Here is a 25,891-nt window from a genome sequence, read left to right as displayed (position 1 = left end):
GCATCAACGCGCTGAACGCATCCATCATCTCCCGGCGTTACGCGTTTGGTGGTCTCGCGCTTCACAGCCGGCTTCAGCCCTACGAACATGCCGCTAGAATCAGAACCGCCGACCCAAACCGGTTCGTCCTTAATCCGATCCTCCAGATGCCGGGACTAACCCCCTAGTCGGCGACGCCAAGGTAGAGAAGCAGCAGGAAGAACAGCGTGGAGGTGATCGATACCACATGCAGCAGCGCGACCGTCCGCCATACGGCACTCAATCGGCGCAATTCGTAGCCGTAGCGGAGTTGCTTGTAAATATGGACTGGCGGCACCGCGAGCAGCGCGATCCAGGCAAAGGTCCGCCCCGCCCCGCCGAACGCATAGCCGAGCAGAGTCAGCACCACGACCAGCAGCGACATGAAGGCGATCGAATACGTCGCGAAGACGGTGTGGTCGTACAGCCCGAACCTTCGCCGCCACGCGAACATCAGCCACAGAAACGGAAGCGTCAGCGGGATCAGCGCCCAGCTGTACTTATAGCCGGCGCTCTTCATCTTGTAGATGAGCAGCTTGGGATTCTCGCGGGCATGTTCGACCTTGACGAACAGCCAGTCCAGCAAGTCCTGATCGACCGGTTCGCCCAGCGAGCGGGCGATGAGCCGTGGGCTGGCCGTGTTGAGGTCGGGCAGCATCCGCGCGGCGGTGGTCAGCTTCGCCAGATCCTTGCGAAACCGGGTCAACTGCGTGTCGATCGATGCGACCGGCCGGCCGGCGGCCACGGCCGCGGTGCGATCACGCTCGAGCATGGCGATCGTCTCGGTCTTGTCGCGGACCGCCTGCCCGATGCCCCGGTGGACGCTACCCAGCGACGGCGTCGCCTCGCCCACCGCCGGAACCATCCCGCCATCCGTCCAGCCGGGCACGTTGGACACGATGGCAAACATCAGGAACACCGAAAACAGGAACATCGCCATCGGCGTGACGAACTTCGTCCGCTCGCCATCGATATATCGTCGCGTCAACTGACCGGGACGAAAAGCGAGGAGCGGCAGCGTCGACCAGAACTTGCCGTCGAAATGGAAGACGCCGTGCAGCACGTCATGTGCGAAGCCGATCAGGTCGCTGTGGAGATGCGAGGATTGCCCGCATTCCTTACAAAAGGCCCCAATCCGCGCCGAGCCGCAGTTGAGGCAACGCCCGGCATGGAGATGGTGCCGGTCGTCGGCCGGGGCGTGCGAGCCGCCCTCGATCTCCCGTGCGATCAATCCCCCGGTCGCCAGCGCGCCCGCATCGTCTAGCCCCTGCATGTTTCACCCCCGCTGAGCGGCCATGCTAGATCACCTGTTGCACTGCGGCAATCAGTCGAATTCGCATTCGACCATGACCCATCAAAAGCAGCGTACCGGTGCTGATACCCGGCTTACGGCTTACCGTCGTGAGCAGAGCTTGCGAGAAGCTGGGACGAGGTGTGTGTGGTCGTGGCGCGACGCTGACGGGGCTGTTCCATAGGCATCCCTTCCATTCCAATGGAAGGATCGCACCATCAAACCGTGGGAACATCCGACGAGGCAGCAGGGGGAGACGCTTCGCTCGATCTGTGTCTCTGCGGCCGCCCTAGCCCTGCATCAACGCCAACCAAGTGCGGCTTCTTGCGGACGAATGCCGCTCCGCAGATGCCGTCGACACGGGGAACCAATTCTGCTCCCTGACCAAAAAACGCCCCGGCTTTCACCGGGGCGCTTCCAGTTCATCAAACCGGCAGGGTCCCGCCCCGCCGACCCGCGATCAATACATGTGCTGGCCGCCGTTGATGCTGAGCGTCGAGCCGGTCACGAAGCCGCCTTCTTCCGAACACAGGAACGCGACGCCGCGCGCGATTTCGCTCGCCTGACCCAGCCGGCCGACCGGAATTTTCGCCACGATCTTTTCGAGCACGTCGGCAGGTACCGCCGCAACCATGTCGGTATCGATATAGCCCGGAGCGATCGCGTTCACGGTCACGCCGAACCGCGCACCTTCCTGCGCCAGCGCCTTGGTGAAACCGTGGATGCCCGACTTGGCGGCGGCATAGTTGACCTGACCATATTGGCCGGCCTGACCGTTAATCGAACCGATGTTGACGATCCGGCCCCATTTGCGGTCCCGCATGCCGGGGAAGGTCGCTTTGGCAAGGTTGAAGCAACCGCCGAGGTTCGTGCGGATCACGTCGTCCCACATGTCGTAGGTCATCTTGAGCAAGGTGCCGTCGCGGGTGATGCCCGCATTGTTCACGACGATGTCGGCCGGACCGATCGCTTCCTCGATCGCCTTCACGCCCGCCTGCGTCGCTTCGAAATCGCCCACGTCGAACTTGAAGGCGGCAATGCCGGTGCGATCACTGAACGCCTTCGCCTTTTCGTCGTTGCCCGCGTAGTTGGCGGCAACCGTGACGCCCATATCCTTGAGCGCGAGGCTGATCGCCTCGCCAATACCGCGCGTGCCGCCGGTGACGATCGCTACCCGTGCCATGCATTCTCTCCTACGACTGTTTCGTCCCTGCTAGGCGGGGTCGACCCAGCCCGCAAGTTCGCGCGCGATAATGTTGCGCAACATTTTATTGCCTGTGGGCTCGGCGTTCAGGCAAGGAAGATAGGCAAAATCGGTGCCGCCCGCTGTTTCGAAGCTTTCGCGGCCACGGATCGCCAGTTCCTCCAGCGTCTCCAGACAGTCCGCCGAAAACCCCGGCGCAAAGATCGCGACGCGGCGCTTGCCCGCCTTCGCCAGTTCGACCAGCGTTTCGTCGGTGGCCGGGCCAAGCCACTTCGCCGGGCCGAAGCGCGACTGGAAGGCGATGGTCAGCGGCCGGTCGAGCGCTTCGGACACCAGCCGCGCCGTCTTCTGGCAATGACAGTGATACGGATCGCCGAGTGCCAGCGTGCGCTTGGGCATGCCATGGAAGCTGGCGACGATCGCATCGGGTTCGAAGGCGAGCTTGGCCAGATCCTCGCGCAGGGTCGTCGCGAGTGCATCGATATACAACGGATCGTCGTAATAGGGCGGCAGGGTGCGGATCGCCGGCTGCCAGCGCAACGTCGCGAGATGGGCAAACGCCTTGTCATTGGCGGTGGCGGTCGTTGCTGCGCAATATTGCGGGTATAGCGGTGCCAGCAGGACGCGGTCGCAGCCCTGTTGCCGGAGCGCGTCGATCCGGCTGGCGATTGAGGGATTGCCGTAGCGCATCGCCCAGTCGATCACGACGCCGTCGCCGAACGCGCCCTGCATCGCGTCGGACTGGGCGCGGGTGATCGCGGCAAGCGGCGAGCCGCGCTCGCTCCACACCTGTTGATAGGCGTGCGCCGATTTCTTCGGACGGGTGTTGAGGATGATGCCGCGCAGGATCGGCTGCCACGCGATCGGCGGGATTTCGACGACACGGCGGTCGGACAGGAATTCGGCCAGATAGCGCTTCACCGATCGCGGCGACGGATCGTCGGGCGTGCCGAGGTTCATCAGCAGTACGCCGACGCGGCGCTGGGGAATGGCGGGGTGATTCGACGGCAGGTCCATGATGCCGTGTAACGCTCTAGCTCCGGCTTTGGTGCAAGGGGATTTGGTTCACGCGGATGCGCGGAGGACGCAGAGGGGTTGCGTTATTGGCTGGCGTTTCGCGACCGGGAGACCTCTTCGTCCGCTGCAACCGAATATCGAAGGCGCTTACGCGCGAAGCGTTTCCAAGAGCACCTCTTCTCCGCGTCCTTTGCGCCTTTGCGCGAACATCCGCTTCTGCGTTCTTCCCGATCACCCGAGCAGCGGCAGCGTCCGATACCGCCGCCCCGTCGCGGCGTGCAGCGCGTTGGCGATGGCGGGGGCGACGACCGGCACCGCCAGTTCGCTGACGCCGCCGGGATCGCCGTCCGATTCGATCAGTTCGATCATGATGTCCGGCACATCGGCCAGCCGGGGCAGATGCAACCCGCCAAAGCCCCGCACATCGGGCAGGTTCGCATCGAAGCCGGTGGCGGCACCGGTCGCCTGCGCCATGCCGAAGATCAGACCGCCCTCAATCTGTTGGCGCACCAGATCGGGGTTGATGATCCGCCCGCAATCGACCGCGACGACCAGCCGGTCGACCTTCACCCGCTGGTCATCACCGATATGCGCCTCCGCCATGCAGGCGATCGCCGATCCGCGCATCCGGTGGCAGGCGATGCCCTGCGCGCTGCCCGGCACCCCGCCCTGCCAGCCGCCCATCGTCGCGACCGTCGACAGGCAGCGGGCGAGCGCCACGTCGCCGCCCAGCATCGCGATCCGGAACGAATGCGCCTCCATCCCGGCGAACCCCGCCAGTTCGTCGAGGAAGCATTCGGTGAAAAAGGCGGTGTAGCTATGCGCGCCCGAGCGCCACCAGCCGGCGGGCAGGCCAAGATCGGCGGGATGGTGATCGACCGCGACGTTGGCGACGCCGTAAGCCGGCACCGCGCCCTCGGTGGCCAGCGCATCGCCCCGGTCGCCGGGCAATGCCATGCCGAGCGACGCGGCGACATCGCCGCCCAGCAGCAATCGCGCCAGATCGCGCCCGGTGCGCGGCGCGGCAATCTGCGCGCGCCAGCCATGGATGCGACCGCCCCGGCCCAGCCGGGCGGTCATCCGCGCGGCGGCGGGCGTACGATAGCGATCGGCCAGACAATCCTCGCCGCGCGACCACGTCAGTTGCACCGGCCGTTCCAGCCGGCGCGCCAGCACCGCCACCTGTTCGGCGGCGCGGTGGTCGAGATTGGCCCCGAACGACCCGCCGGCGATGGTCGGGTGCAGGACGACGCGGTCCTCGCCGATACCGATAGCGCGCGCGGCGGCGGCGCGGGCCAGCGTCGGAGCTTGCGTGGGCATCCACAGCGTCAGCGTGCCGTCATTCCATTCGGCGGTCGCGCAGGTCGGTTCGATCGCGGCATGGAGCGCGGCGCGGACGCGATAGGTCGCGGTCTGGGTCCGCCCGCCGGTGAACGCCGCATCGATATCGCCAGCATCATGCACCCGCGCGCCCTCCCCCGCGAGCGCGGCGTCGAGGGCGGCCGCGATCGAGCGGTCGTCGATCAGCCCATGCGTTTCGAAGCGCGGGGCCATCGCGTCGACCGCGCGATTGGCTGCCCACCAAGTCGTCGCGGCGGCGGCGACCCAGCGATCGGTTTCGATCACGCTGACCACGCCGGGCACCGCCTCCGCTGCCGGTTTGTCGGCGCTCAGCAGCTTCGCATCGCCGATCGGCCCCTGCCGGATCGAGGCGAAGACCATGCCCGGCTTGCGCACGTCGCCGGCGAACGTCGCGCTGCCATCGACCTTGGCCGGGGCGTCGAGCCGGGGGGCCGGCGTGCCGGTCAGCCGTTTGTCGTCGCCGGTCCGCAAGGGGAGCTCGCCCCCCGGCAGGCTCTCGCGCGCCGCGCGTTCGGCCAGCACGCCGAAGCGTTCGCGGCGGTCGCCCATCACGACGAATCCATCGGCGGTGCCGCAACTGCGCCAGTCGCCGTCCCAGCCCCGCGCCGCCGCCTTGCAGAGCAACACCCGCGCCGCCGCCCCCGCCGCGCGCAGCGGCGCTTCGAACCGGCGGACCGAGGTCGACCCGGCCGTCAGCATCAAGGCGGCCCGCTCGGCATGGGTCGCGCGCGTCGCTTCGGGAAGCAGCGCCAGCGCGTCGCCGAACAGGATGCCGGCGGCCAGCGGATTGGCGTAGAGCGGGTTGATCGGTGCCGCCTCGACCGCGACCGTTCGCCAGTCGGCCCCCAGTTCGTCGGCCACGATCTGCGGCAATGCGGTATAGACGCCCTGCCCATGCTCGGTTTGCGGCACCGCGACCGTCACCTGTCCGTCGCTGCCGATCTTCAGATAGGCGCCGAACACGCTTTCGCCCTCGGCAGCCGCGAGATTGACGCCATAGCGGCGCGGCCACAGCCCCCATGCGACGATCAGTCCGACGCCCGCCCCGCCGCCGATCAGCAGGTTGCGGCGGGTGATGGTCGGACGTTCGGAAGCTGCCATAGGAAAGGCCGTAGCAAATCCTCCCCGGCACGGGGAGGGGGACCATGCGTAGCATGGTGGAGGGGGTTGGCCTGCTCCACGACGGCTGCTCCTGCGGACGTCCCCCTCCACCATCCGCTACGCGGACGGTCCCCCTCCCCGTGCCGGGGAGGATCTTGTGTTCCCCTCCACGCGCTTCCCCGATATTACCCGCCGCCACACAGCCGGAGCCTTCCCTTGATCCTTTCCACCCTCGCCGCTGCGACCGGCGATATCGGCATGGCCGCCGGCCATATCCGCTACAGCGATCTGGGGCTGGACCCGGTCGCGCTGAACCTCGGCTTCTTTCAGCTCAAATGGTATTCGCTGGCCTATATCACCGGCATCCTCGCCGGCTGGTGGTATATGCTCAAGCTGCTCGACCAGCCCGGCGCACCGATGGCACGGCGGCATGCCGACGACCTCGTCTTCTATGCGACGCTCGGCATCATCCTCGGCGGGCGGATCGGCTACGTCCTGTTCTATGCGCCGGAAATGATTACCGATCCGATCAAGATCCTGCGCCTGTGGGACGGCGGCATGTCGTTCCACGGCGGCATGGTCGGCCTGATCCTCGGCATCTGGTGGCTGTCGCGCAAACACAGCCTGCGCGCGCTCCGGGTCACCGACTATGTCACCTGCGTCGCGCCGATCGGCCAGTTCCTCGGCCGGCTCGCGAATTTCGTGAACGGCGAGCTGTGGGGCAAGCCCAGCGACGCGCCATGGGCGATCGTGTTCCCGCGCACCGTCGCCGGTGGTCTCGATCCGGCGCGTCACCCCAGCCAGCTGTATGAGGCGATGGGCGAAGGGTTGATCCTGTTCCTGATCCTCGCCTTCCTCTTCTGGCGGACCGATGCGCGGTACAAGCCGGGCTTCCTGCTCGGCACCGGCATGGCCGGGTTCGGCGTGGCGCGGTTCGTCATCGAATTCTGGCGCGAACCCGATGCCCAGCTGGTCGAATTCGCACAGGCGACCGGGCTGCATATGGGCCAGTGGCTGACCCTGCCGATGATCGCGGTCGGCGCGTATCTGATGGCGACCGCCAAGAAGCGCCGCGTCCGCGTGGAGCCGATTGCGGGCACGGAGAGCGTGGCATGAAGCTCCTCCCCGGCACGGAGCATCGGGTCGGCCATGCCCCGCATGGCCGAGGATCGTCCGGGGGACGATCCGACCCGATGCTGGGGACCATGCGCAGCATGGTGGAGGGGGTTCGCCTGCTCCACCACGGTTGCGTCTGCGGATACCCCCTTCCACCGTCCTGCGGACGGTCCCCCTCCCCGCGCAGCGGGGAGGATTTCGCGTGACCGACGCCGCCCTGCCCGAACGCCTCGCCCGCGCGATCACGCTGGCCGGGCCGATCAGCCTCGCCCAGTTCATGGGAGCGGCCAACGCGCACTATTACGCCACACGCGACCCGCTCGGTGCGAAGGGCGATTTCACGACCGCGCCCGAGATCAGCCAGATGTTCGGCGAGCTGATCGGCCTGTCGCTGGCCGACGGGTGGGATCGCGCCGGGCGACCGGCGGCGCGCTATGTCGAATTCGGTCCGGGTCGCGGCACCCTCGCCGCCGACGCGCTCCGCGCGATGGCATCGGTAGGCTGTACCCCCGGCGTCCATTTCGTCGAGACCTCGCCGACGCTGCGCGCCGAACAGGCGAAGCGCGTGCCGCAGGCCGAATGGGCGATGGACGGGGTCGGCCTGCCCGACGACGGCGCGCTGCTGGTCGTCGCCAACGAATTTTTCGACGCGTTGCCGATCCGGCAACTGGTGAAGACGGCGGAGGGCTGGCGCGAGCGGCTGGTCGCGTGTCAGGATACGCTGTTCCTGCCGATCGTCGGCACGCGCGGTTTCGACCCGATCATCCCCCCGCATCTGCAGGGGGCGCCGCTCGGCTCGGTCCTCGAAACCGCCCCGGCCGCCGTCGCCATCCTGCGCCAGCTGGCCAGGCGGATCGTCGCGCAGGGCGGCTGCGCGCTCATCATCGACTATGGCTATAGCGGCCCAGCGATCGGCGACACGTTGCAGGCGGTGCGCGGGCACGGCTTCGTCAACCCGTATGAAAACCCAGGCGAGCAGGACCTGACCGCGCATGTCGACTTCGCGACGCTCGCCGAAGCCGCGCGGGCGGAAGATGCCGTGGCCTATGGCCCGATCGAACAGGGCGCGCTGCTGAAGGCGCTTGGCATCGATGCGCGGGTACAGGCATTATCGGCGCGGTCGCCCGACCGCGCCGCCGAGTTGCGCGCCGATCGCGACCGGTTGGTGGAGGACGAACAGATGGGCAGCCTGTTCAAGGCGATCGCGATCACCAGCCCCGGCTGGCCGGTTCCGGCGGGGTTCGCATGACCCCGGTGCTGCGCGCCGCGACCGCCACCGATGCCGCGCTGCTTGCAAGGATCGGGGCGGAAACCTTTACCGAAACGTTCGGCACGCTCTACGACCCGACCGATCTCGCCGCCTTCCTGACCAACCACACACCCGACAAGTGGACCGGGGAACTGACCGATCCGCGCTTCCATGTCGTGCTGGCAATGGCTGATGACGACGCGGCCGGTTACGCCAAGCTCGGACCGCCGTCGCTGCCGTTCGAACCGCGCGGACGGCCGATCGAGTTGCGCCAATTCTATGTGCGAACCGCATGGCAGGGCAGCGGCCTCGCCGCGCGAATGATGGAGCATATGCTGGCGACGGCGCGCGCGACCGGTGCCGACGAACTCTATCTGTCGGTGTTCGTCGACAATCATCGCGCCCGGCGGTTTTACGAACGCTATGGCTTCGAACGGGTCGGCAGCTACGATTTCATGGTCGGCAATCATCGCGATGTGGACGACGTGATGCGGGTGGCGCTGTGACGGACGAGCAAGTGAACGGCGTCGACGTGGTCCGCGCCGCCGCGCTGGATGGCGTGGCGCACGGCTTTCTCGGGCGGCGCGGCGGCGCGTCGACCGGGGTCGTCGCGGGCCTCAATGTCGGCCTCGGATCGGCCGACGATCCGGCGGCGGTCGCGGAAAATCGCGCGCGTGCCGTGGCGGCGGTGCTGCCCGGCGCGGCGCTGTGCGGGCTGTATCAGACGCATTCAGCCTCGGTCCTGCGGGTGCTGACCGCCTTTCCCGATGCCGACCGGCCGCAGGGGGACGCGATGGTCACCGAACGGCCCGACATCCTGCTCGGCATCGTCACCGCCGATTGCGCGCCGGTGTTGCTCGCCGATCCGGAGGCCGGCGTGGTCGGTGCGGCCCATGCCGGGTGGAAGGGCGCGCTGGCGGGCATTACCGACGCGACGATCGCGCAGATGGAAAAGCTCGGCGCGCGCAGCGGCCGGATTGCCGCGGCGATCGGCCCGTGCATCGCGCGGGCAAGCTATGAGGTCGATATGGGCTTCGTCGAACGCTTCTGTTCGACCGATCCGGCCAATGAGCGCTTCTTCGCCGAAAACCGCCCCGGCCATGCCCGGTTCGATCTCGAAGCCTATGTGGTGCACCGGCTGGCGGCAGCGGGCGTGCGGCGGATCGAGGCGCTGGGGCTCGACACCTATGCGCAGGCGGACCGCTTCTTCAGCTTCCGCCGCGCGACACACCGCGGCGAGGCGGATTATGGCCGGCAGCTGTCGGTGATCGGGCTGGCGCAACAATAGCCCCTCCCTGGCAGGGAGGGGTTGGGGTGGGTCGGCGCGCGAGGGAGCGTAACGCCCGCCCCCGGCCTACCCACCCCCGGCCCCTCCCTTGTCAGGGAGGGGAGCAATATTTGGTTTCCGTCGTAACTATCGCTACGCTCTTCCGAAAATGCAGGAGAGACTCAGATGCCCGACGAAACCGAAGCCGACCTGACCGGCGTTCGCCCGCGCCGTCGCCCCAAGCCCCCGGTCGACACCGTCGGCGGTCGCCGGCTGAAACCCGCGACGCTGATGATGGGCCATGGCTATGATCCGGTCCTGTCCGAAGGGTCGCTGAAACCGCCGATCTTCGCGACCTCGACCTATGTCTTTCCCAATGCGGCGGCGGGGAAGCGCCATTTCGAGGGCGTGACCGGCAAGCGGCCGGGCGGCGCGGAGGGGCTGGTCTATTCGCGCTTCAACGGCCCCAATCAGGAAATCCTCGAAGACCGGCTGGGCGTCTGGGAAGCGGCGGAGGATGCGCTGGTCTTCTCCAGCGGCATGTCGGCGATCGCGACGCTGTTTCTGGCGACGGTCCAGCCCGGCGACACGGTCATCCATTCGGGACCGCTCTATGCGGCAACCGAAACGCTGATCGGCCGCGTGCTCGGCCGCTTCGGGGTGAAGTATCTCGATTTCCCGGCCGGCGCGACCCGTGACGAGATCGAGGGCGTACTGCGGCAGGCCGACGGTCCGGTCCCGCTGATCTATCTCGAAAGTCCCGCCAACCCGACCAACGCGCTGGTCGATATCGAAGCGGTCGCGGCCGCCCGCGACGCGGTGTTCGGCGACGGGGCGGAAAAGCCGCCGATCGCGATCGACAACACGTTCCTGGGGCCGCTTTGGCAGCAACCGCTGCAACACGGTGCCGATCTGGTCGTCTATTCGCTGACCAAATATGCCGGCGGACACAGTGACCTGGTGGCCGGCGGCGTGCTGGGTTCGAAGGCTCACATCAACACGATACGGTCGATGCGCAACACCATCGGCACGATTTGCGACCCGAACACCGCGTGGATGCTGCTGCGCAGTCTCGAAACGCTCGAACTCCGCATGAGCCGGGCGGGCGAGAATGCCGAAAGGGTCTGCGCGTTCCTGCGCGATCATCCGAAGGTCGAGCGGGTCGGCTATCTGGGGTTCCTGAAGGATGCCGGAGGCATGGCGCGGCAGGCGGATATCTATGCCCGCCACTGCACCGGCGGGGGATCGACCTTTTCGCTGTATCTGAAGGGTGGCGAGCGCGAGGCCTTCGCGTTCCTCGACGCGCTGGTCATCGCCAAGCTGGCCGTCAGTCTCGGCGGGACCGAGACACTCGCCAGCCATCCGGCGGGGATGACGCATCTGTCGGTACCCGATGCGCGCAAGGCGGCGCTGGGGATCACCGACAATCTGGTGCGAATCTCGATCGGGGTCGAGGATGCCGACGACCTGATCGCCGATTTCGAACAGGCACTCGAAGCAATCTAACTCCTCCCCACTGCGTGGGCAGGGGGACCGCCGTGAAGCGGTGGTGGAGGGGGTTTGCCGCGCAACGCAACCGACGCGTACGCCGACCCCCCCTCCACCAGCTTCGCTGGTCCCCCTCCCCGCGGAGCGGGGAGGATTTAAGCTCCGCCTATACCTTCGATCACCTTGCCCGTCCCGCCGCAATTCTGGCACTCGCCCCCGTCGATCGTGCCAGTGCCTCCACAACGCGGGCATGCATCCTCACCCGTACCCGGCGTGCCGGGTGCGGCGTCGTCACCGGGGTTCAGCGGTTCGGCCATATCGTCTCTCCTCCACGAAGCCGCGACAACGGTCGACAGCGCGGGTAAGGTCCGGCATGACGCGACCCCTCATGCCGCCCCGTTTCGCCTTTACCGTCACCGCCACCTCCGGCCGCGCCCGCACCGGGACTATCGCCATGCAGCGTGGCGAAATCCGCACCCCCGCCTTCATGCCGGTCGGTACCGCCGCCACGGTCAAGGCGGTCAAGCCGCAGGACGTGCGCGCCGCCGGTGCCGACATCCTGCTCGGCAACACCTATCACCTGATGCTGCGGCCCAGCGCCGAGCGGGTGGCGCGGCTAGGCGGGCTGCACGCCTTCATGGGCTGGGACCGGCCGATCCTGACCGACAGCGGCGGATATCAGGTGATGAGCCTGTCCGAATTGACCAAACGGTCGGAGGATGGCGTCGAGTTCAAGAGCCATCTGGACGGCACCCGTCATCTGATGAGCCCCGAACGATCGATGGAAATCCAGCGGCTGCTGGGCAGCGACATCGTCATGGCGTTCGACGAACTGGTGCCGACGACGTCGACCCCCGACGTACAGGCCCGCGCGATGGAGCGGTCGATGCGCTGGGCGCGTCGCAGCCGCGCGGGCTTCGATTCGGGTGAGGAGCACGCCTCGCGCGCCGCGCTGTTCGGTATCCAGCAGGGTGCGCTCGACGAACAACTGCGCAAGTCGTCCGCCGACGCGCTGATCGATATCGGCTTCGATGGCTATGCGGTTGGTGGCCTTGCCGTGGGCGAAGGACAGGAAGCAATGTTCGGCGTGCTCGATTATGCACCGGGCCAGTTGCCGGTCGACAAACCCCGCTATCTGATGGGCGTCGGCAAGCCCGACGATATCGTCGGCGCGGTCGAACGCGGCATCGACATGTTCGACTGCGTGCTGCCGACCCGGTCGGGCCGCACCGGGCAAGCCTTTACCCGCTCCGGCCCGATCAACATCCGCAATGCCAAATTCGCGGAAGATGTAGGCCCGCTCGACCCTGAATGTGCCTGTCCCAGCTGCGGCAATTTCAGCCGCGCCTATCTCCACCATCTGGTCCGTGCCGGCGAGATCCTCGGCGCGATGCTGATGACCGAACATAATCTCTATTTCTATCAGGCGCTCATGGCCGATCTGCGCGCCGCCATCGCCAGCGACACGCTGCACGTTTTCGCCGACGATTTCCGGGCACGCTACACGGCCGGCAAGCGTTGAGCATAAAAGAGGGAGAGGATCATGACCGATAAGCCCGAACTGAACGAGGTCGCCGCCGCGGCCAAGGAAGCAAAGCGCCTCGCCGACGCCGCGGCCGATACCCGGCAGCCGTCCAAGGGACAGGCATGGCCGCTGGTGCCGATCGGCGTCGGCATCGGCATCGGATCGGCCGCGCTGGCCGCCGCGCTGCTCTATGCCAATGCAGGGCGCAAGAAGGGCTGAGGCCCCGTTCGTCATTCCCGCGAAGGCGGGAATCCATAGCCGCCAACGATGCTGCATGATCGGCGGCGCCAGCGTTTATGGACTCCCGCCTGCGCGGGAGTGACGAACCTTCGGCGGTCAATCCATATTTCGTAACCGACGATACGTTGACACTTCGGGGCGACGCGGCCCACACCTCTGGCATTCCATCCGCCCGGAGAGTTCCCCCATGCGTTTCGGCCTCGCACTGCTGATCTCGACCGCCCTGCTGTCCCCGGCATATGCGCAGCAACGCCCCGCCCCGGTGGACCCCGCCGGGGCCGCGGCGGCCGCGGCGGTCCCGCCGATCGCCTATACCGAACGCACCCTGCCCAACGGCCTGCGCGTCTATGCCGTCCGCGACACGTCGAGCGCGAACGTATCGGTGCAGGTGTGGTACGATGTCGGGTCGAAGGACGATCCCGCCGGGCGGTCGGGCTTTGCGCACATGTTCGAACATCTGATGTTCAAGGCGACGCGCAATCTGGTGCCCGAACAGCTCGACCGGCTGACCGAGGATGTCGGCGGGTACAACAACGCGTCGACCGCCGACGACTACACCAATTATTTCGAGGTGGTGCCGGCCAACCACCTGCAACGGCTGTTGTTCGCCGAGGCCGACCGGATGGCGACGCTGGTCGTCGATCCCAAGACCTTCGCGTCGGAACGCGAGGTCGTGAAGGAGGAGTTGCGCAGCCGCATCCTCGCACAGCCCTATGGCAAGCTGTTCGGCCTCTACGCGCCAATGGTGTCGTATAGCCGCCACCCCTATGCCCGGCCCGGCATTGGATCGATCGCCGATCTCGACGCGGCGACGATCGACGACATCCGCGCGTTCCATGCGACCTATTACCGGCCCGACAATGCCGTGCTGGTGGTCGCCGGCAATTTCGATCCCGCACAGTTGAACGGCTGGGTCGACCAGTATTTCGGCCCGATCGCCAAACCCGCCCGCCCGATCCCGCGCGTGACGATCGACGAGCCCGTTCGCCAGCAACCGGTGACGAAGACGGTGTACGAGGCGAACACGCCCTTGCCCGCCGTCCTGATCAGCTATCCCCTGCCGCCCGCCAATCATCCCGACCAGCCGGCGCTGAAGGTGCTCGACGCGATCCTGTCGGGCGGCGACAATTCGCGGCTGCACCAGTCGCTGGTCTATCGCGACCAGATCGCGCAGGACGTCGGCGTCCAGCTCGACGCCAAACAGGGGCCGGGCACGCTGTCGCTCTATGCGATCCTTGCCGGCGGCAAATCGGTGTCGGATGGCGAGGCCGCGCTCAAGCGCGAGGTCGCCGGCCTGATCGCGACCCCGCCGACGGCGGCCGAACTGGCCGAGGCGAAGAACGAGATCACCACCGCCGAACTGCTGTCGCGCGAAACGGCGGAGGGCAAGGCGTCGGCGTTGGCGCAGGGCGTCATCGTCGAGTGCGACCCGCAGGCGGCGGACAAGGGCCTTGCCGCGATCGGCCGCGTCACCGCCGCCGATGTGCAGCGTGTCGCCAGAACCTGGCTGGCCGCCAACCGCGCGGCGACCGTCCGCTATCTGCCCGACACCGCCAAACCGGCGAACGCGACCAGCGACCCGATCGCCATCGCCAGCAGCGTCGTCACCACGCCGCTGGCGGTGCCGCCCGGCATCGCGGTGTACACCCCCGCCCCCGAAGGCCAGCGCATCCTGCCCCCCGCCCCGGCCGCACCGGTGCAGGTCGCGATCCCCGTGCCGATCGAACGGCGCCTGCCCAACGGCATGCGGATCGTGCTGGTCGAAAAGCGCGGGGTACCGATCATCACCGCCGCGCTGGTCGGGGGCGGTGGCGCGGTGGCCGATCCGCAGGACCGCGCGGGCGTCGGCGAACTGACCGCGGGATTGCTGACCCAAGGCACCAAGACGCGCTCGGCGACCGAGATCGCCCGCGCGGTCGAATCGCTGGGCGGCAGCATCGGCAGCGGCGCGGGCTGGGATTCGCAGAGCGTGACGCTGACCGTCGGATCGGCACAGGCCGCGCCCGCGCTCGCCATCCTTGCCGATGTCGCGCGCAACCCGGCCTTTGCACAGGACGAGATCGAGCGGCTGCGGACCCGGACCATCGACGGCGTGTCGGTGGCGCTGACCGATCCGGGGCAGTTGGCGGGCCTGGTCGCCGATCGCGTCGTGTTCGGCGCATCGCCCTACGGCCATCCGGCAACCGGCACGCCGACATCGCTAAAGGCGATCACGCGCGATGACGTCGTCACCGCCTATCGTCGGGCATGGCAGCCGGCGGAGGCGACGCTGGTACTGGTCGGCGATCTGACGGCGGACGCCGGGATGGCGCTGGCCACGCGATTGTTCGGCGACTGGACGGCGCAACCCGGCTCTGCCGCCGCGCCCGCGCCGGTATATGCCGCGCCGCAACCCCGCGTGATCGTGGTCGACATGCCCGGTGCCGGACAGGCGGGGGTGGTCGTCGCCCGTCCCGGCATCGCGCGGGACGACAAGGATTATTTCCCCGCCGCCGTTGCCAATGCGACGCTCGGCGTCGGGTTCTCCTCGCGGCTCAATCAGGAAATCCGCATCAAGCGCGGCCTCGCCTATGGCGCACGATCCGAGCTGGACGCCCGGCGCCGGGGCGGTGTCATCGGCGCGTCGACCCAGACCAAGAACCCGTCGGCACCCGAGGTGGTCAAGATCATCACCGACGAGTTCCGCCGACTAGGCAGCGAACCGGCACTCGAGGCCGAACTGGCGACGCGCAAGGCGGTGCTGACCGGCAATTTCGGGCGGACGATCGAACGGACCAGCGGTATTGCCGGCACCATCGCCACCTATGTCGCCGATGGCGTGCCGCTGGCGCGCATCGCGACCTTCCTCCCCTCGGTCGAGGCGGTCGGGCCGGCGGCGGTCCAGTCGGTGGCGGCGCGGGTGATGGACCCGAAGGCGGCAAGCATCGTCGTGGTCGGCGACGCCAAGCAGTTCCTCGAACCGCTGCGGGAGGCCTATCCGCAGCTGGTGGTGATCCCCGCCGCGTCGGTCGATCTCGGAAGCGCGAATCTGGGCGCCAAATAATCCTCCCTGCTCCGCGGGGAGGGGGACCAGCCACAGGCTGGTGGAGGGGGATGTCCGCGAGCGGTGCGCTTGTGGCGATCCCCCTCCACCACCGCTTCGCGGCGGTCCCCCTCCCCGTGCCGGGGAGGATTTCTTCACGAGACGGGCAGATATTTCGGTTACAGGCCAGCACGATGGCGACGTTTGCGACCCTTGTCCGGAACCGGTGGATAGCAATCGGCATCGCCCTGTTCTTTGCCGGGACCGTGCTCGCGACCTTTTACCCGCGCGAACCGCAACCGGCACCCCCGCCCGCCCGATCGGGCTACGAAGCCGACGACCATTTTCCAGGCGCGGCCCTGCTGTTGCTCGACGCCCCTGTCGGCCACGGCGAGACGGGCACGACCGCCCTGCCCCCGCTACCCGTCCCGAACGACACCACCGACACCTCGATCCGCGCGGCCCAACCATTTGCTCTACGCGGCAGCCAGATCGACCGTGCCCGCGCGCTGCAGTGTTTGACGAGCGCGATCTATTACGAGGCCGGCAACGAACCCGATGCGGGGCAGCGTGCGGTGGCGCAGGTCGTCCTGAACCGCGTGCGGCACCCCGCCTTTCCGGCGACGGTGTGCGGCGTGGTGTTTCAGGGTTCGGATCACCCGCGTTGCCAATTCAGCTTCGCATGCGACGGCGCGATGGCGCGGACGCCGGCTCCGGCAGTCTGGCTGCGCGCCCGGCGGGTTGCGGCGCGGGCGCTGGCGGGCGAGGTGTTCGCGCCGGTCGGGCTGGCGACGCATTACCATACCTATGCCGTCACCCCGTCGTGGAACCGGACACTGGTGATGACCGGCGTGTTCGGCGCGCATTTTTTTCATCGGTGGAAGGGCGGATGGGGCACGCCCGCCGCCTTTCGCGACCGCTATGTCGGTGGCGAGCCGCTGCCGGGGCCGCCGCAGGCCGTGCCGCTGCCCGCGACGACGGTACCGACAGTCACGATACCACCCCCGATCGCGGCGCTGCCCCTGCCTGCGCCGGTCGCGACGGCGACAGCTGCGCCGGCCACGCCACCGGCGGATTCACAGATCCTCGACCGGTGGAAGGATTCGGGTCGGCCGCTGCGCTGACGTGACATTCGCGTGTCCCGCGCCTACCTGCACCGCGAACCATCGGAGAGTTTCCCATGTCGCTGACCGTCGCCGTCCAGATGGACCCCATATCGGGCATCAACATCGCGGGCGATTCGACCTTCGCGCTGATGCTGTCGGCGCAGGCGCGCGGGCATCGGCTGTTTCATTATGCCGCCGAAGACCTGAACCAGTCGGGCGATCGGGTATGGGCGCGGGCACAGCCGGTGACGGTGCAGCGGGTGACCGGCGATCACTTCACGCTCGGCGATCCGGTCTTACTCGACCTCGGCGAACAGGCCGATGTCGTGCTGATGCGGCAGGACCCGCCGTTCGACCTCGGCTATATCACAGCGACGCACCTGCTCGAGCGGATCAGCGACCGGACGCTGGTCGTCAACGATCCGGCATCGGTCCGCAATGCGCCGGAAAAGCTGTTCGTGCTCGACTATCAGCGGTTCATGCCGCCGACGCTGATCACCCGGTCGGTCGACGAAGCGCGCGCGTTCCTCGCCGAACATGGTTCGGTCGTGGTGAAGCCGCTGCACGGCAATGGCGGCAAGGCGATCTTCAAGATCGACAGCGATGCGCAGAATCTGTCGTCGCTGATCGAGGTGTTCAACACCGCCTACCGCGAACCGCACATGGTGCAGGCGTTCCTGCCCGCCGTGGCGCAGGGCGACAAGCGGATCGTGCTGGTCGATGGCGAGGTCGCGGGCGCGGTCAACCGCCTGCCGGGCGCGGGCGAGATCCGGTCGAACCTCGCGGTCGGCGGCACCGCTGCCAAGACCGAACTGACGGAGCGCGAGCGCGAAATCTGTGCGGCTCTCGGGCCGGAGCTCAAGCGGCGCGGGCTGATCTTCGTCGGGATCGACGTGATCGGCGGCGAATGGCTGACCGAAATCAACGTCACCTCCCCCACCGGCATCGTCGCGATCGAGAAATTCGACGGCACCGACGTTGCGGGCATGATCTGGGACGCGATCGAGGCACGGGTGGCGGCGCGGTAACGGCACGAAAGCCGCGTCCGCACGTTCCCAGACCCCATGACGACCTTCATCCTCGATGCCATCGCGCGCGGCGGCTATATCGGTATCTTCCTGTTGATGGCGCTGGAAAATGTCGTGCCGCCGATCCCGTCGGAGGTCATCATGGGCCTTGGCGGGATGGCGGTCGCGCGCGGCGACATGGCGATGGTGCCGTTGCTGCTATGGGGCACCGCCGGGACCACCGCCGGCAATTACTTCTGGTACGCGATCGGGCGGCGGTTCGGCTATCATGGGCTCAAGCCGTTCGTCGATCGCTGGGGCCGGTGGCTGACCGTCGAATGGGAAGATGTCGAGAAGTTGCACCGCTTTTTCCGCAAACATGGCGGCAAGACGGTGTTCGTCTTCCGGTTCATGCCGACGTTCCGCACGCTGATCTCGCTGCCCGCCGGCATGGCGTGCATGCCGCGCTGGCGCTTCTTCCTTGCGACCTTCACCGGCAGCATCGTGTGGAATGCGGTGCTCGCCTATGCCGGGCTGTGGCTGGGATCGAATTTCGAACAGCTCGACCATTATGTCGGCCCGGTCGCGATCGGCATGTCGGTCGCGATTGTGCTGTTCTACGTGTACCGCGTCGTCACGTGGAAGCCGCGGGCGCAACGCTGACGTCGATGGTGTGCTGTACCGGCCGATCAGAGCGCGCGCTGGCGCAGCGCGTTACGCGAACCAACGCAGCCCCACATGAAAATCGCCCCGGTGTGACCCGGGGCGATTTCGTTTCCGTACCTGCGCGCCCGATCAGGCGACGGGCGGGGCGGCCTCTTCTTCCGTACGCACGCGCCGGCGGCGGCGCGGACGGTCGGCAGCATCGTCGCCGGCCGACAGCGCCGGCGGCAGGCGATCGGCTTCGATCGACGGTGCCGCTTCCTCGACGGAGGCCGGCGCAGCTTCGGCGCGGGCGCGCGGCGTGCGGCGACGGACCGGCTTCGCTTCGGTCGCTTCGGCAGCGACCGGAACGGGTGCCGGTTCGGCCACCGGAGCCACGTCGATCTGCTGCTCGGCCTGCTGCGTGCCGACTTCGCCCTCGACACCGCGCCGTTCGCCGGAATCGGTGGCCGGCTGCTGCATCCGGCCACCGTCGCGGCGCAGGCGCTCGCGCGGCTGGCGTTCTTCCCGCGGCGCGCGCTCTTCGCGCGACTGACGCTCTTCGCGTGGCTGACGGTCGTCACGGGGGGCACGGTCGTCGCGAGCCTGACGTTCTTCACGCGGCTGGCGATCCTCACGCGGGGCGCGGTCGTCGCGGGCCTGACGCTCTTCGCGCTGGCCGCGGTCTTCGCGCGGCTGGCGATCGTCCCGGACGTAGCGATCGTCGCGCTGGGCGCGGGGCTGGCGGTCGTCGCGATTGCCACGATCTTCACGCGGGCGATCGTCACGCTGGTTGCCGCGATCGTTGCCGGCCTCGTTCTCGTCGAGATCGAAATCCTCGTCATCGGCACCGTCGAAATCGTCGCGGGCGCGACGCTGTTCCTCGACGCGCGAGCGACCGGCTTCGAGTACGCGGAAATAATGGTCGGCGAACTGAAGGTAATATTCGGTGTTCACCCGATCGCCGGCGCGTTGGGCGTCGGCGGCGAGGTTCTTGTACTTTTCCAGCAACTGCGCCGCATTGCCACGCGCGCGATTGTCGATGCGATTGCCGTTGTCGCGCGAATTGCCGCCGCCGGTTCCCGGCTGACGCTGAGTACCGCGACCGCGACGGCGGCCGGCCTGACGATTGTTCATCAAGGGTTGGTTGTCCTGTCCTTACCTGTCCGTCGATCTACCGATCGCGGATGCGAGCAAATCCGCAAGGCGATGCACGGGCACCGTCCGCCTGCCATGACCACCGGACGACAGTGGCGCACATGACGATGGAAGGAGCCACGCCCCGCAATCAACGACCTGGTCGATGGTGCCTGCCCCAAGCCGGTCTTAGCGGCTGCGCACGGCTTCTCCAAGGAAAATATGGCTTCGAAGCGCCGGATTTCAACCGGCAATCACACAGCGCGGCCGGTCGCCGAGGTCGCGTACCAGTCGCGCCGACAGGCCGGCGGCACGGACCAGCGCGAGGACGGCATCGCCCTGTTCATGCCCGATCTCGATCGCGGCGATCCCGCCGGGCGCGAGCAGGCGCGGCAATTCGGGAACGATGCGGCGATATTCGTCGAGGCCGTCCGCCCCGGCGAACAATGCCGCCGCGGGTTCGTGGCCGACCACCTCCTGCGGCAACGCCGCCGCCGTCCCGATATAGGGCGGATTGGCGAGGATCAGGTCGAAGCGTTCGTCGATCCTGGCGGTCCAGTCGCCCGGCCGGAGGACGACGCGATCCGCCAATCCCAGCGCGACGGCATTGCGGCGGGCATAATCGAGCGCCGTTTCCGACGCGTCGATGCCCAGCCCACTCGCCTGCGGCCATTCGGCGAGCGCCGCCAGCAGCAGCGTGCCGGGTCCGGTGCCGAGGTCGAGGATGCGGACGGGCGGGCGTGCCGCGAAATGGTCGACCGCCGCCTCGATCAGCGTCTCGCTATCGGCGCGGGGCACCAGCACGCCGGGACCGACCGCGAGATCGATCGTCCAGAAGGCGCGGCTGCCGGTAATATAGGCGACCGGTTCATGGGTCAGTCGGCGTTCGATCAGCGGCTCGAACGTCGTCGGCACCGGATCGTCGAGCCGGGCAAGCAGCATTGCCTCCCGCGTGCAGCCTAGCGCATGGGCAGCGAGGAGTTCGGCGTCGAGACGGGGGGAGTCGGAGACGGGGGCGACCCGCGCCGTTGCCTCGGTCAGCGCTTTGCGGAGCGTGGTCATGGGTTCACGCGAAGGCGCGAAGACGCGAAGGACAGAAGAGGGATTTCGCGCAGAGGCGCAGAGGCGCAGAGAGAGTGTGCTCCGGGCGATCTTCCGCGCCGTAAGGCGCCTTCCGACTGGATCGTGATGACGGTTGAGAGGGATCGCTGTGCAATCAGCCTTCGCAACCTCTCTGCGCCTCTGCGCCTCTGCGCGAAATCTAACCTTCTTCTTCGCGTCTTCGCGCCTTCGCGTGAACCAAAATCAAGCATCCAGCGTCGCCAGCCGCTCCGCCTCGTCCTGCGCGATCAGTGCGCCGATCAGTTCTTCCATCTCGCCTTCCAGTATTTCCGGCAGGCGATGCAGCGTCAGGTTGATGCGGTGATCGGTCACCCGTCCCTGCGGGAAATTATAGGTGCGGATGCGTTCGGACCGGTCGCCCGATCCGACCATCGACCGGCGCGTGCCGGCGCGTTCGTCGGCAAGGCGCGCGCGTTCGGCCTCGTACAGCCGGGTGCGCAGGACCTTCAGCGCCTTGGCCTTGTTCTTGTGCTGCGATTTTTCGTCCTGCTGGATCACGACCAGCCCGGTCGGCAAGTGGGTGATGCGTACCGCCGAATCGGTTGTGTTGACCGACTGCCCCCCCGGCCCCGACGAGCGATAGACGTCGATGCGCAGGTCACGCGCCTCGTCGATCTGGACGTCGACTTCCTCGGCTTCGGGCAGCACGGCGACGGTCGCGGCGCTGGTATGGATGCGCCCGCCGCTCTCGGTCGCGGGCACGCGCTGGACACGGTGGACGCCGCTTTCGAATTTCAGCCGCGCGAACACGCCCGCGCCGGTCACGCTGGCGACGACTTCCTTGTAACCGCCCGCGTCCGATACCGATGCCGAGATCAGTTCGACCCGCCAGCCGCGATTGTCGGCATAGCGTTGATACATGCGGAACAGGTCGCCCGCGAACAACGCGGCCTCGTCGCCGCCGGTGCCGGCACGGATTTCGAGCATCGCCGCGCGTTCGTCGGCGGCATCGCGCGGCAGCAGCGCCAGCGCCAGCGCACGTTCGGCCGCGTCGAGTTGCTGGCGGTTGGCATGCAGTTCCTCGAGCGCCATCGCGCGCAGGTCGTCATCGGCGTCCTGCGTCATATAGGCGAGGCTCTCGCTCTCGGCGCGCAGCCGCCGCACCTCGCCCGCCGCCTGTGCGACGGGTTCGAGCTCGGCATATTCCTTCGACACCGCGACGAAGCGGTCGCCGGGCAGGTCGCCCGTCGCCATCTGCGCCGCCAGTTCGTCGCGCCGCGCCTCGATTTGGGCGATGCGTTCGGGAGCGATGGTCATGGATTATTGAAACCCGCGCTAGCCATGTCCCAGCCGAAACGCTCCCCAAGTGCATTCCGAATTAAGTCGTTGATTCGGTCCTGCTCGTAGTTTGGGGCGTTCGATCGGAAATGGCTCATACTCAATACTGACTGAACAGAAGAGCCCTGCCGTATGAACAGTACCGATCCAGTCTTATCCTTCTTTGCAAGCTCAATTCGTCGCTTCGCGTTGCCTCGATACGCAAGGATACTTGAAATTCCTGCTCGGCGTAGAAGAGCGACAGCTTCGACAGCGTCTTTTTCGAGATCGGGCTTGTCGGGTATGACGGTGACAGTTGGATAGACGGCCTCAGGCTCCTGCAGCAGCATCGCCAGCCGCTCAATCCCCGCCGCCCAGCCGACGCCGGGCGTCGCGGGGCCACCGAGGCTTTCGATCAGCCCGTCATAGCGGCCACCGGCCAGCACCGTCCCTTGCGCGCCCAGCCGGTCGGTGACGAATTCGAACGCGGTGTGGCGGTAATAGTCGAGCCCGCGCACCAGCCGGTCGTTGCGGGTCCACTTGACCCCCGCCGCGTCGAGACCGCCGGTGACCGCCGCGAAGAAGTCGGCCGCCTCCGCCGTCAGAAACCCGTCGATGCCCGGTGCCGAATCGGCGATCGGGCGGTCGCGCGGGTCCTTCGAATCGAGGATGCGCATCGGATTCTTGTCGAGCCGCTTGAGGCTGTCCTCGGACAGATCGCCACGATGGCCCATGAAATGCTCGACCAGCGCGGCGCGCCATGCGTCGCGCGTCTCGGCATCGCCCAGCGTGTTGAGCTGCAGCGTCACGCCATCGGCGATGCCGAGTTCGTGGAGCAGCTGATCGGCCATCGCCAGCAATTCGACATCGGCCATCGGCTCGGCCGCGCCGATCACTTCGGCGTCGATCTGATGAAACTGGCGATAACGCCCCTTTTGCGGGCGTTCGTATCGGAACACCGCCCCATGCGTCGCGAGCTTGAGCGGCGCATATTGCTGCCAGCCTTCGGTCAGGTACGCACGGGCGATGCCGGCGGTGAATTCCGGACGCAGTGTCAGCGAATCGCCGCCGCGGTCCTCGAACGAATACATTTCCTTCGACACGACGTCGGTCGTCTCGCCCAGCGAGCGGGCAAACACCGCGGTCGATTCGAACACCGGCACCTCGACCCGCGAGAAGCAGTACAGGCGGCGGACGCGTTCGAACGTTTCGGCGACATGGGTGAAGCGCCGTTCGAAATCGCCGAATATGTCCTGGGTGCCCCGGACGGGGCGGGGGGTGGTGATCTTGGCCATTGGGCGGCGGTATTTATGGTCTTCGCCGTCCGAACGCCAGCGATTAGCGTGAGGGCACGACGTTCGCGCCTGCCCGGTCGGGCGGCGACGTCGCGAACGCGCACCATTGACCATGTCCGCCCGACTGTGGCAGTGGCATCGCCTCCATGCCGCAGCGTGCGGGCGGGTATAGTACAATGGTAGTACAGCAGCCTTCCAAGCTGAATACACGGGTTCGATTCCCGTTACCCGCTCCAATCCCCTATCGCGGACCGAACAGGATCACCGCGCAGCCGGCGACACATAGCGCGGCCCCGGTCAGGTCGAACCGGTCGGGCACCAGCCCTTCGACCGCCCAGCCCCACAGCACCGCGCTCAGGATATAGACGCCGCCATAGGCCGCATAGGCGCGCCCTGCCCCGGCGGCATCGCTTTGCGCCAAGACCCATGCGAATGCCGCCAGCGCCGCGACGCCCGGCAGCAGCCACCATGGCGAATGGTCGAGCCGCCACCATGCCCAGAAGGCGAAACAGCCGCCGATTTCGAGCAGCGCGGCGATAGCGAAGAGGATCGGGGTCGGGATGGGCTTTTCCCGGGAAACACCGCCGCGCCGAAGCGCGGGCGGTGGTGGACAGGGCTGGATTCGAACCAGCGTACGGGAAACCCGGGCAGATTTACAGTCTGCTGCCTTTAACCACTCGGCCACCTGTCCAGCCGCCACCTGAACGGGCGGGCCGTTCAAGCGAGCGCGCCCATTGCCGGTCCGCAGCGGCGCTGTCAACGCCTTGCGCCACTTTGTCGGGCAACTTAGCGTCGCAGCCCTGACTTTTTTGATGTGAGGGCACCCCATTGCGCGCAATCCTGCTGGCCACCACCCTGATCGCCGCTCCGCTGGCGGCACAGAGCGTCGATCGCGACGCCGTGAACCGGATCATCGACGAGGGCACCAGCCATACGCAGGTCATGCCGATCGCCCAGCACCTGACCGACCGGATCGGCCCGCGCCTGCCCAATTCGCCGGCGATGCGCGAGGCGGAACGCTGGACCGAGGCCAAGTTTCGCGAATGGGGTCTCACCGCGAGCAAGGAAGGGTTCGAGTTCGGGCGCGGCTGGACGATCGAACGCTCCAGCGTCCGCATGGTCACACCGCGACCGGTACAGCTGACCGCGATCCCGATCGCGTGGACGCCCGGCACCAACGGCCGCATCACCGCGCCGGTGATCGTCGCCCCGATCGCGGAAGAAAAGGACTTTGCCGACTGGCGCGGCAAGCTGTCGGGCAAGGTCGTGATGGTCAGCAAGCCCGGCACCGGATCGGAACCGGATGAAGCGCCGTTCCGCCGCCTGACCGGCGAGGATCTGGCCAAGGCTGATAGCTGGCGCGAGCCGGTGTTCGACCCCGCCGATACCGATCGCCGCGCCAAGCGGCTCGACTTCGCGCGCAAGCTCGATGCGTTCCTGAAAAGCGAGGGCGCGGTGGCGATGGCGACCATGTCGTCGCGCGACGGCAAGCTGCTGCACGGGTCGGGTTACCTCTTCACCCGCGAGGTCGCGCCCGCCTTGCCAGCAATCGAGATCGCGGCGGAGGATTATCGCCGGCTCGCGCGCCTGTCGGTCGACGGCGCGGCACCGACGATCGAAATCGACACGCAGGTTCGCTTCGACGACAGCGACGCCACTGCCTACAACATCATCGCCGACCTGCCCGGCACCGATCCCAAGGCCGGCTATGTCATGGCGGGCGCGCATTTCGACAGCTGGGTCGCGGGCGACGGGGCCGCCGACAATGCCGCGGGCACCGCGGTGGTGATGGAGGCGGCGCGCATCCTCTCGACGCTGAAGGTCCGGCCGAAGCGCACCATCCGTTTCGCGCTGTGGAATGCCGAGGAACAGGGGCTGCTCGGCAGCCTCGCCTATGTCGAACAGCATATCGCGGCGCGGCCCGAACCGGCGGGCGGCAAGGATGGCGGGCTGGCGCGCTTCTATGGCTGGACCAACCGCTTTCCGATCACGAAGAAGCCCGGCTATGATGCGATGACCGCGTATTTCAACATCGACAACGGATCGGGCAAGATCCGCGGGATCAATGCCGAGAACAATGTCGCCGCGGTGCCGACCCTGCGCGAATGGCTCAGCCCCTTCGCATCGATGGGCGCGACCACCGTCGCCAACCGGCGGACCGGATCGACCGATCACTATTTCTTCCAGTCGGTGGGCCTGCAGGGATACCAGTTCATTCAGGACCCGCTCGACTATGGCAGCCGCTTGCACCATACGAGCGTCGATACCTACGATCACCTCAAAGGCCCCGATATGCGGCAGAACGCGATCATCCTCGCGTCGATCCTGCTGAGCGCGGCCAATGCCGAACGGCCGCTGCCGCGTCCGCCCCTGCCCACCCAGCCGGTCGCCACCGACCCCTACGCAATCCCTGAGAAAGACTGAC

21 protein-coding genes and 2 tRNA genes are annotated in these 25,891 nt (G+C 67.4%); 13 read left to right on the top strand and 10 right to left on the bottom strand.

What is annotated here, in order from left to right:
- Positions 1-163 precede the first annotated feature (163 nt).
- From ASE50_RS09740 to ASE50_RS09725, 4 genes are all read right to left on the bottom strand, one after another.
- Positions 164-1,291, bottom strand: coding sequence for a DUF3667 domain-containing protein (locus ASE50_RS09740; protein WP_056399225.1), 1,128 nt, complete (start codon positions 1,289-1,291; stop codon positions 164-166).
- Between the two features lie 478 nt (positions 1,292-1,769).
- On the bottom strand, positions 1,770-2,492 hold the full coding sequence (gene phbB / locus ASE50_RS09735; RefSeq protein WP_056399223.1) for an acetoacetyl-CoA reductase: 723 nt from the start codon (positions 2,490-2,492) through the stop codon (positions 1,770-1,772).
- 30 nt (positions 2,493-2,522) lie between these two features.
- Positions 2,523-3,530 carry a ferrochelatase gene (gene hemH / locus ASE50_RS09730; RefSeq protein WP_056399221.1) on the bottom strand — a complete coding sequence of 336 codons (1,008 nt, stop codon included), beginning with the start codon at positions 3,528-3,530 and terminating at the stop codon, positions 2,523-2,525.
- A 231-nt stretch (positions 3,531-3,761) separates the two neighbouring features.
- The gene (locus ASE50_RS09725; protein WP_056399219.1) at positions 3,762-5,993 is read right to left on the bottom strand and encodes a xanthine dehydrogenase family protein molybdopterin-binding subunit; all 2,232 of its coding nucleotides are present in this window, start codon (positions 5,991-5,993) and stop codon (positions 3,762-3,764) included.
- A gap of 216 nt (positions 5,994-6,209) precedes the next feature.
- Between ASE50_RS09725 and lgt the strand changes: the two genes are divergently transcribed.
- The 11 genes from lgt (at position 6,210) to ASE50_RS09670 (ending at position 18,676) form a co-directional block, all read left to right on the top strand.
- Entirely contained in the window at positions 6,210-7,109 is a 900-nt protein-coding gene (lgt, locus tag ASE50_RS09720) for a prolipoprotein diacylglyceryl transferase (protein ID WP_056399214.1), read from the top strand.
- Positions 7,110-7,311: 202 nt separating this feature from the next.
- Positions 7,312-8,358 carry a class I SAM-dependent methyltransferase gene (locus tag ASE50_RS09715; RefSeq protein ID WP_056399208.1) on the top strand — a complete coding sequence of 349 codons (1,047 nt, stop codon included), beginning with the start codon at positions 7,312-7,314 and terminating at the stop codon, positions 8,356-8,358.
- Entirely contained in the window at positions 8,355-8,864 is a 510-nt protein-coding gene (locus ASE50_RS09710) for a GNAT family N-acetyltransferase (protein ID WP_056399205.1), read from the top strand. The genes ASE50_RS09715 and ASE50_RS09710 overlap by 4 nt, the downstream gene beginning before the upstream one ends.
- Complete coding sequence (gene pgeF / locus ASE50_RS09705; RefSeq protein ID WP_414882041.1) at positions 8,861-9,646, top strand: peptidoglycan editing factor PgeF; 786 nt, start codon at positions 8,861-8,863, stop codon at positions 9,644-9,646. Before ASE50_RS09710 ends, pgeF begins: the two co-directional genes overlap by 4 nt.
- A gap of 165 nt (positions 9,647-9,811) precedes the next feature.
- Complete coding sequence (locus ASE50_RS09700; RefSeq protein ID WP_056399203.1) at positions 9,812-11,131, top strand: cystathionine gamma-synthase family protein; 1,320 nt, start codon at positions 9,812-9,814, stop codon at positions 11,129-11,131.
- 370 nt (positions 11,132-11,501) lie between these two features.
- The gene (gene tgt, locus ASE50_RS09695) at positions 11,502-12,635 is read left to right on the top strand and encodes a tRNA guanosine(34) transglycosylase Tgt (RefSeq protein WP_056399201.1); all 1,134 of its coding nucleotides are present in this window, start codon (positions 11,502-11,504) and stop codon (positions 12,633-12,635) included.
- A gap of 21 nt (positions 12,636-12,656) precedes the next feature.
- Positions 12,657-12,857 (top strand): hypothetical protein, encoded by a 201-nt coding sequence (locus ASE50_RS09690; protein WP_056399199.1) that lies wholly within the window; start codon positions 12,657-12,659, stop codon positions 12,855-12,857.
- Between the two features lie 208 nt (positions 12,858-13,065).
- Entirely contained in the window at positions 13,066-15,921 is a 2,856-nt protein-coding gene (locus ASE50_RS09685; RefSeq protein WP_056399194.1) for a M16 family metallopeptidase, read from the top strand.
- A gap of 173 nt (positions 15,922-16,094) precedes the next feature.
- Entirely contained in the window at positions 16,095-17,024 is a 930-nt protein-coding gene (locus ASE50_RS09680) for a cell wall hydrolase (protein ID WP_056399191.1), read from the top strand.
- Between the two features lie 56 nt (positions 17,025-17,080).
- A complete protein-coding gene (gene gshB, locus ASE50_RS09675) occupies positions 17,081-18,034 on the top strand; it encodes a glutathione synthase (protein ID WP_056399190.1) in 954 nt (317 codons plus the stop codon).
- A gap of 36 nt (positions 18,035-18,070) precedes the next feature.
- Complete coding sequence (locus ASE50_RS09670; RefSeq protein WP_056399188.1) at positions 18,071-18,676, top strand: DedA family protein; 606 nt, start codon at positions 18,071-18,073, stop codon at positions 18,674-18,676.
- Positions 18,677-18,808: 132 nt separating this feature from the next.
- Here the strand turns inward: ASE50_RS09670 and ASE50_RS09665 are convergent, their stop codons facing one another.
- The 4 genes from ASE50_RS09665 to hisS all read right to left on the bottom strand — a co-directional run bounded on the left by ASE50_RS09665 (position 18,809) and on the right by hisS (position 23,466).
- The gene (locus ASE50_RS09665) at positions 18,809-19,792 is read right to left on the bottom strand and encodes a DUF4167 domain-containing protein (RefSeq protein ID WP_056399185.1); all 984 of its coding nucleotides are present in this window, start codon (positions 19,790-19,792) and stop codon (positions 18,809-18,811) included.
- A 243-nt stretch (positions 19,793-20,035) separates the two neighbouring features.
- A complete protein-coding gene (gene prmC, locus ASE50_RS09660; protein ID WP_056399181.1) occupies positions 20,036-20,854 on the bottom strand; it encodes a peptide chain release factor N(5)-glutamine methyltransferase in 819 nt (272 codons plus the stop codon).
- A 243-nt stretch (positions 20,855-21,097) separates the two neighbouring features.
- Positions 21,098-22,171 carry a peptide chain release factor 1 gene (gene prfA / locus ASE50_RS09655; protein ID WP_056399178.1) on the bottom strand — a complete coding sequence of 358 codons (1,074 nt, stop codon included), beginning with the start codon at positions 22,169-22,171 and terminating at the stop codon, positions 21,098-21,100.
- Positions 22,168-23,466: a histidine--tRNA ligase gene (gene hisS / locus ASE50_RS09650; RefSeq protein WP_082438939.1), complete on the bottom strand. Its 1,299-nt coding sequence runs from the start codon at positions 23,464-23,466 to the stop codon at positions 22,168-22,170. The genes prfA and hisS overlap by 4 nt, the downstream gene beginning before the upstream one ends.
- Positions 23,467-23,628: 162 nt before the next feature.
- Here hisS and ASE50_RS09645 point away from each other — a divergent pair.
- A tRNA-Gly gene (locus ASE50_RS09645) sits at positions 23,629-23,702 on the top strand.
- Between the two features lie 5 nt (positions 23,703-23,707).
- On the opposite strand, the gene ASE50_RS18275 is transcribed toward ASE50_RS09645, so the two are convergent.
- The gene (locus ASE50_RS18275) at positions 23,708-24,016 is read right to left on the bottom strand and encodes a YnfA family protein (protein WP_268794929.1); all 309 of its coding nucleotides are present in this window, start codon (positions 24,014-24,016) and stop codon (positions 23,708-23,710) included.
- A 54-nt stretch (positions 24,017-24,070) separates the two neighbouring features.
- A tRNA-Tyr gene (locus tag ASE50_RS09640) sits at positions 24,071-24,157 on the bottom strand.
- A 137-nt stretch (positions 24,158-24,294) separates the two neighbouring features.
- Here ASE50_RS09640 and ASE50_RS09635 point away from each other — a divergent pair.
- Positions 24,295-25,890 carry a M20/M25/M40 family metallo-hydrolase gene (locus tag ASE50_RS09635; RefSeq protein ID WP_056399173.1) on the top strand — a complete coding sequence of 532 codons (1,596 nt, stop codon included), beginning with the start codon at positions 24,295-24,297 and terminating at the stop codon, positions 25,888-25,890.
- Position 25,891: the final 1 nt, after the last annotated feature.

The organism is Sphingomonas sp. Leaf5 (genome assembly GCF_001421155.1).
Lineage (GTDB): Bacteria > Pseudomonadota > Alphaproteobacteria > Sphingomonadales > Sphingomonadaceae > Sphingomonas.
This window is presented reverse-complemented; position numbering and strand designations above follow the sequence as displayed.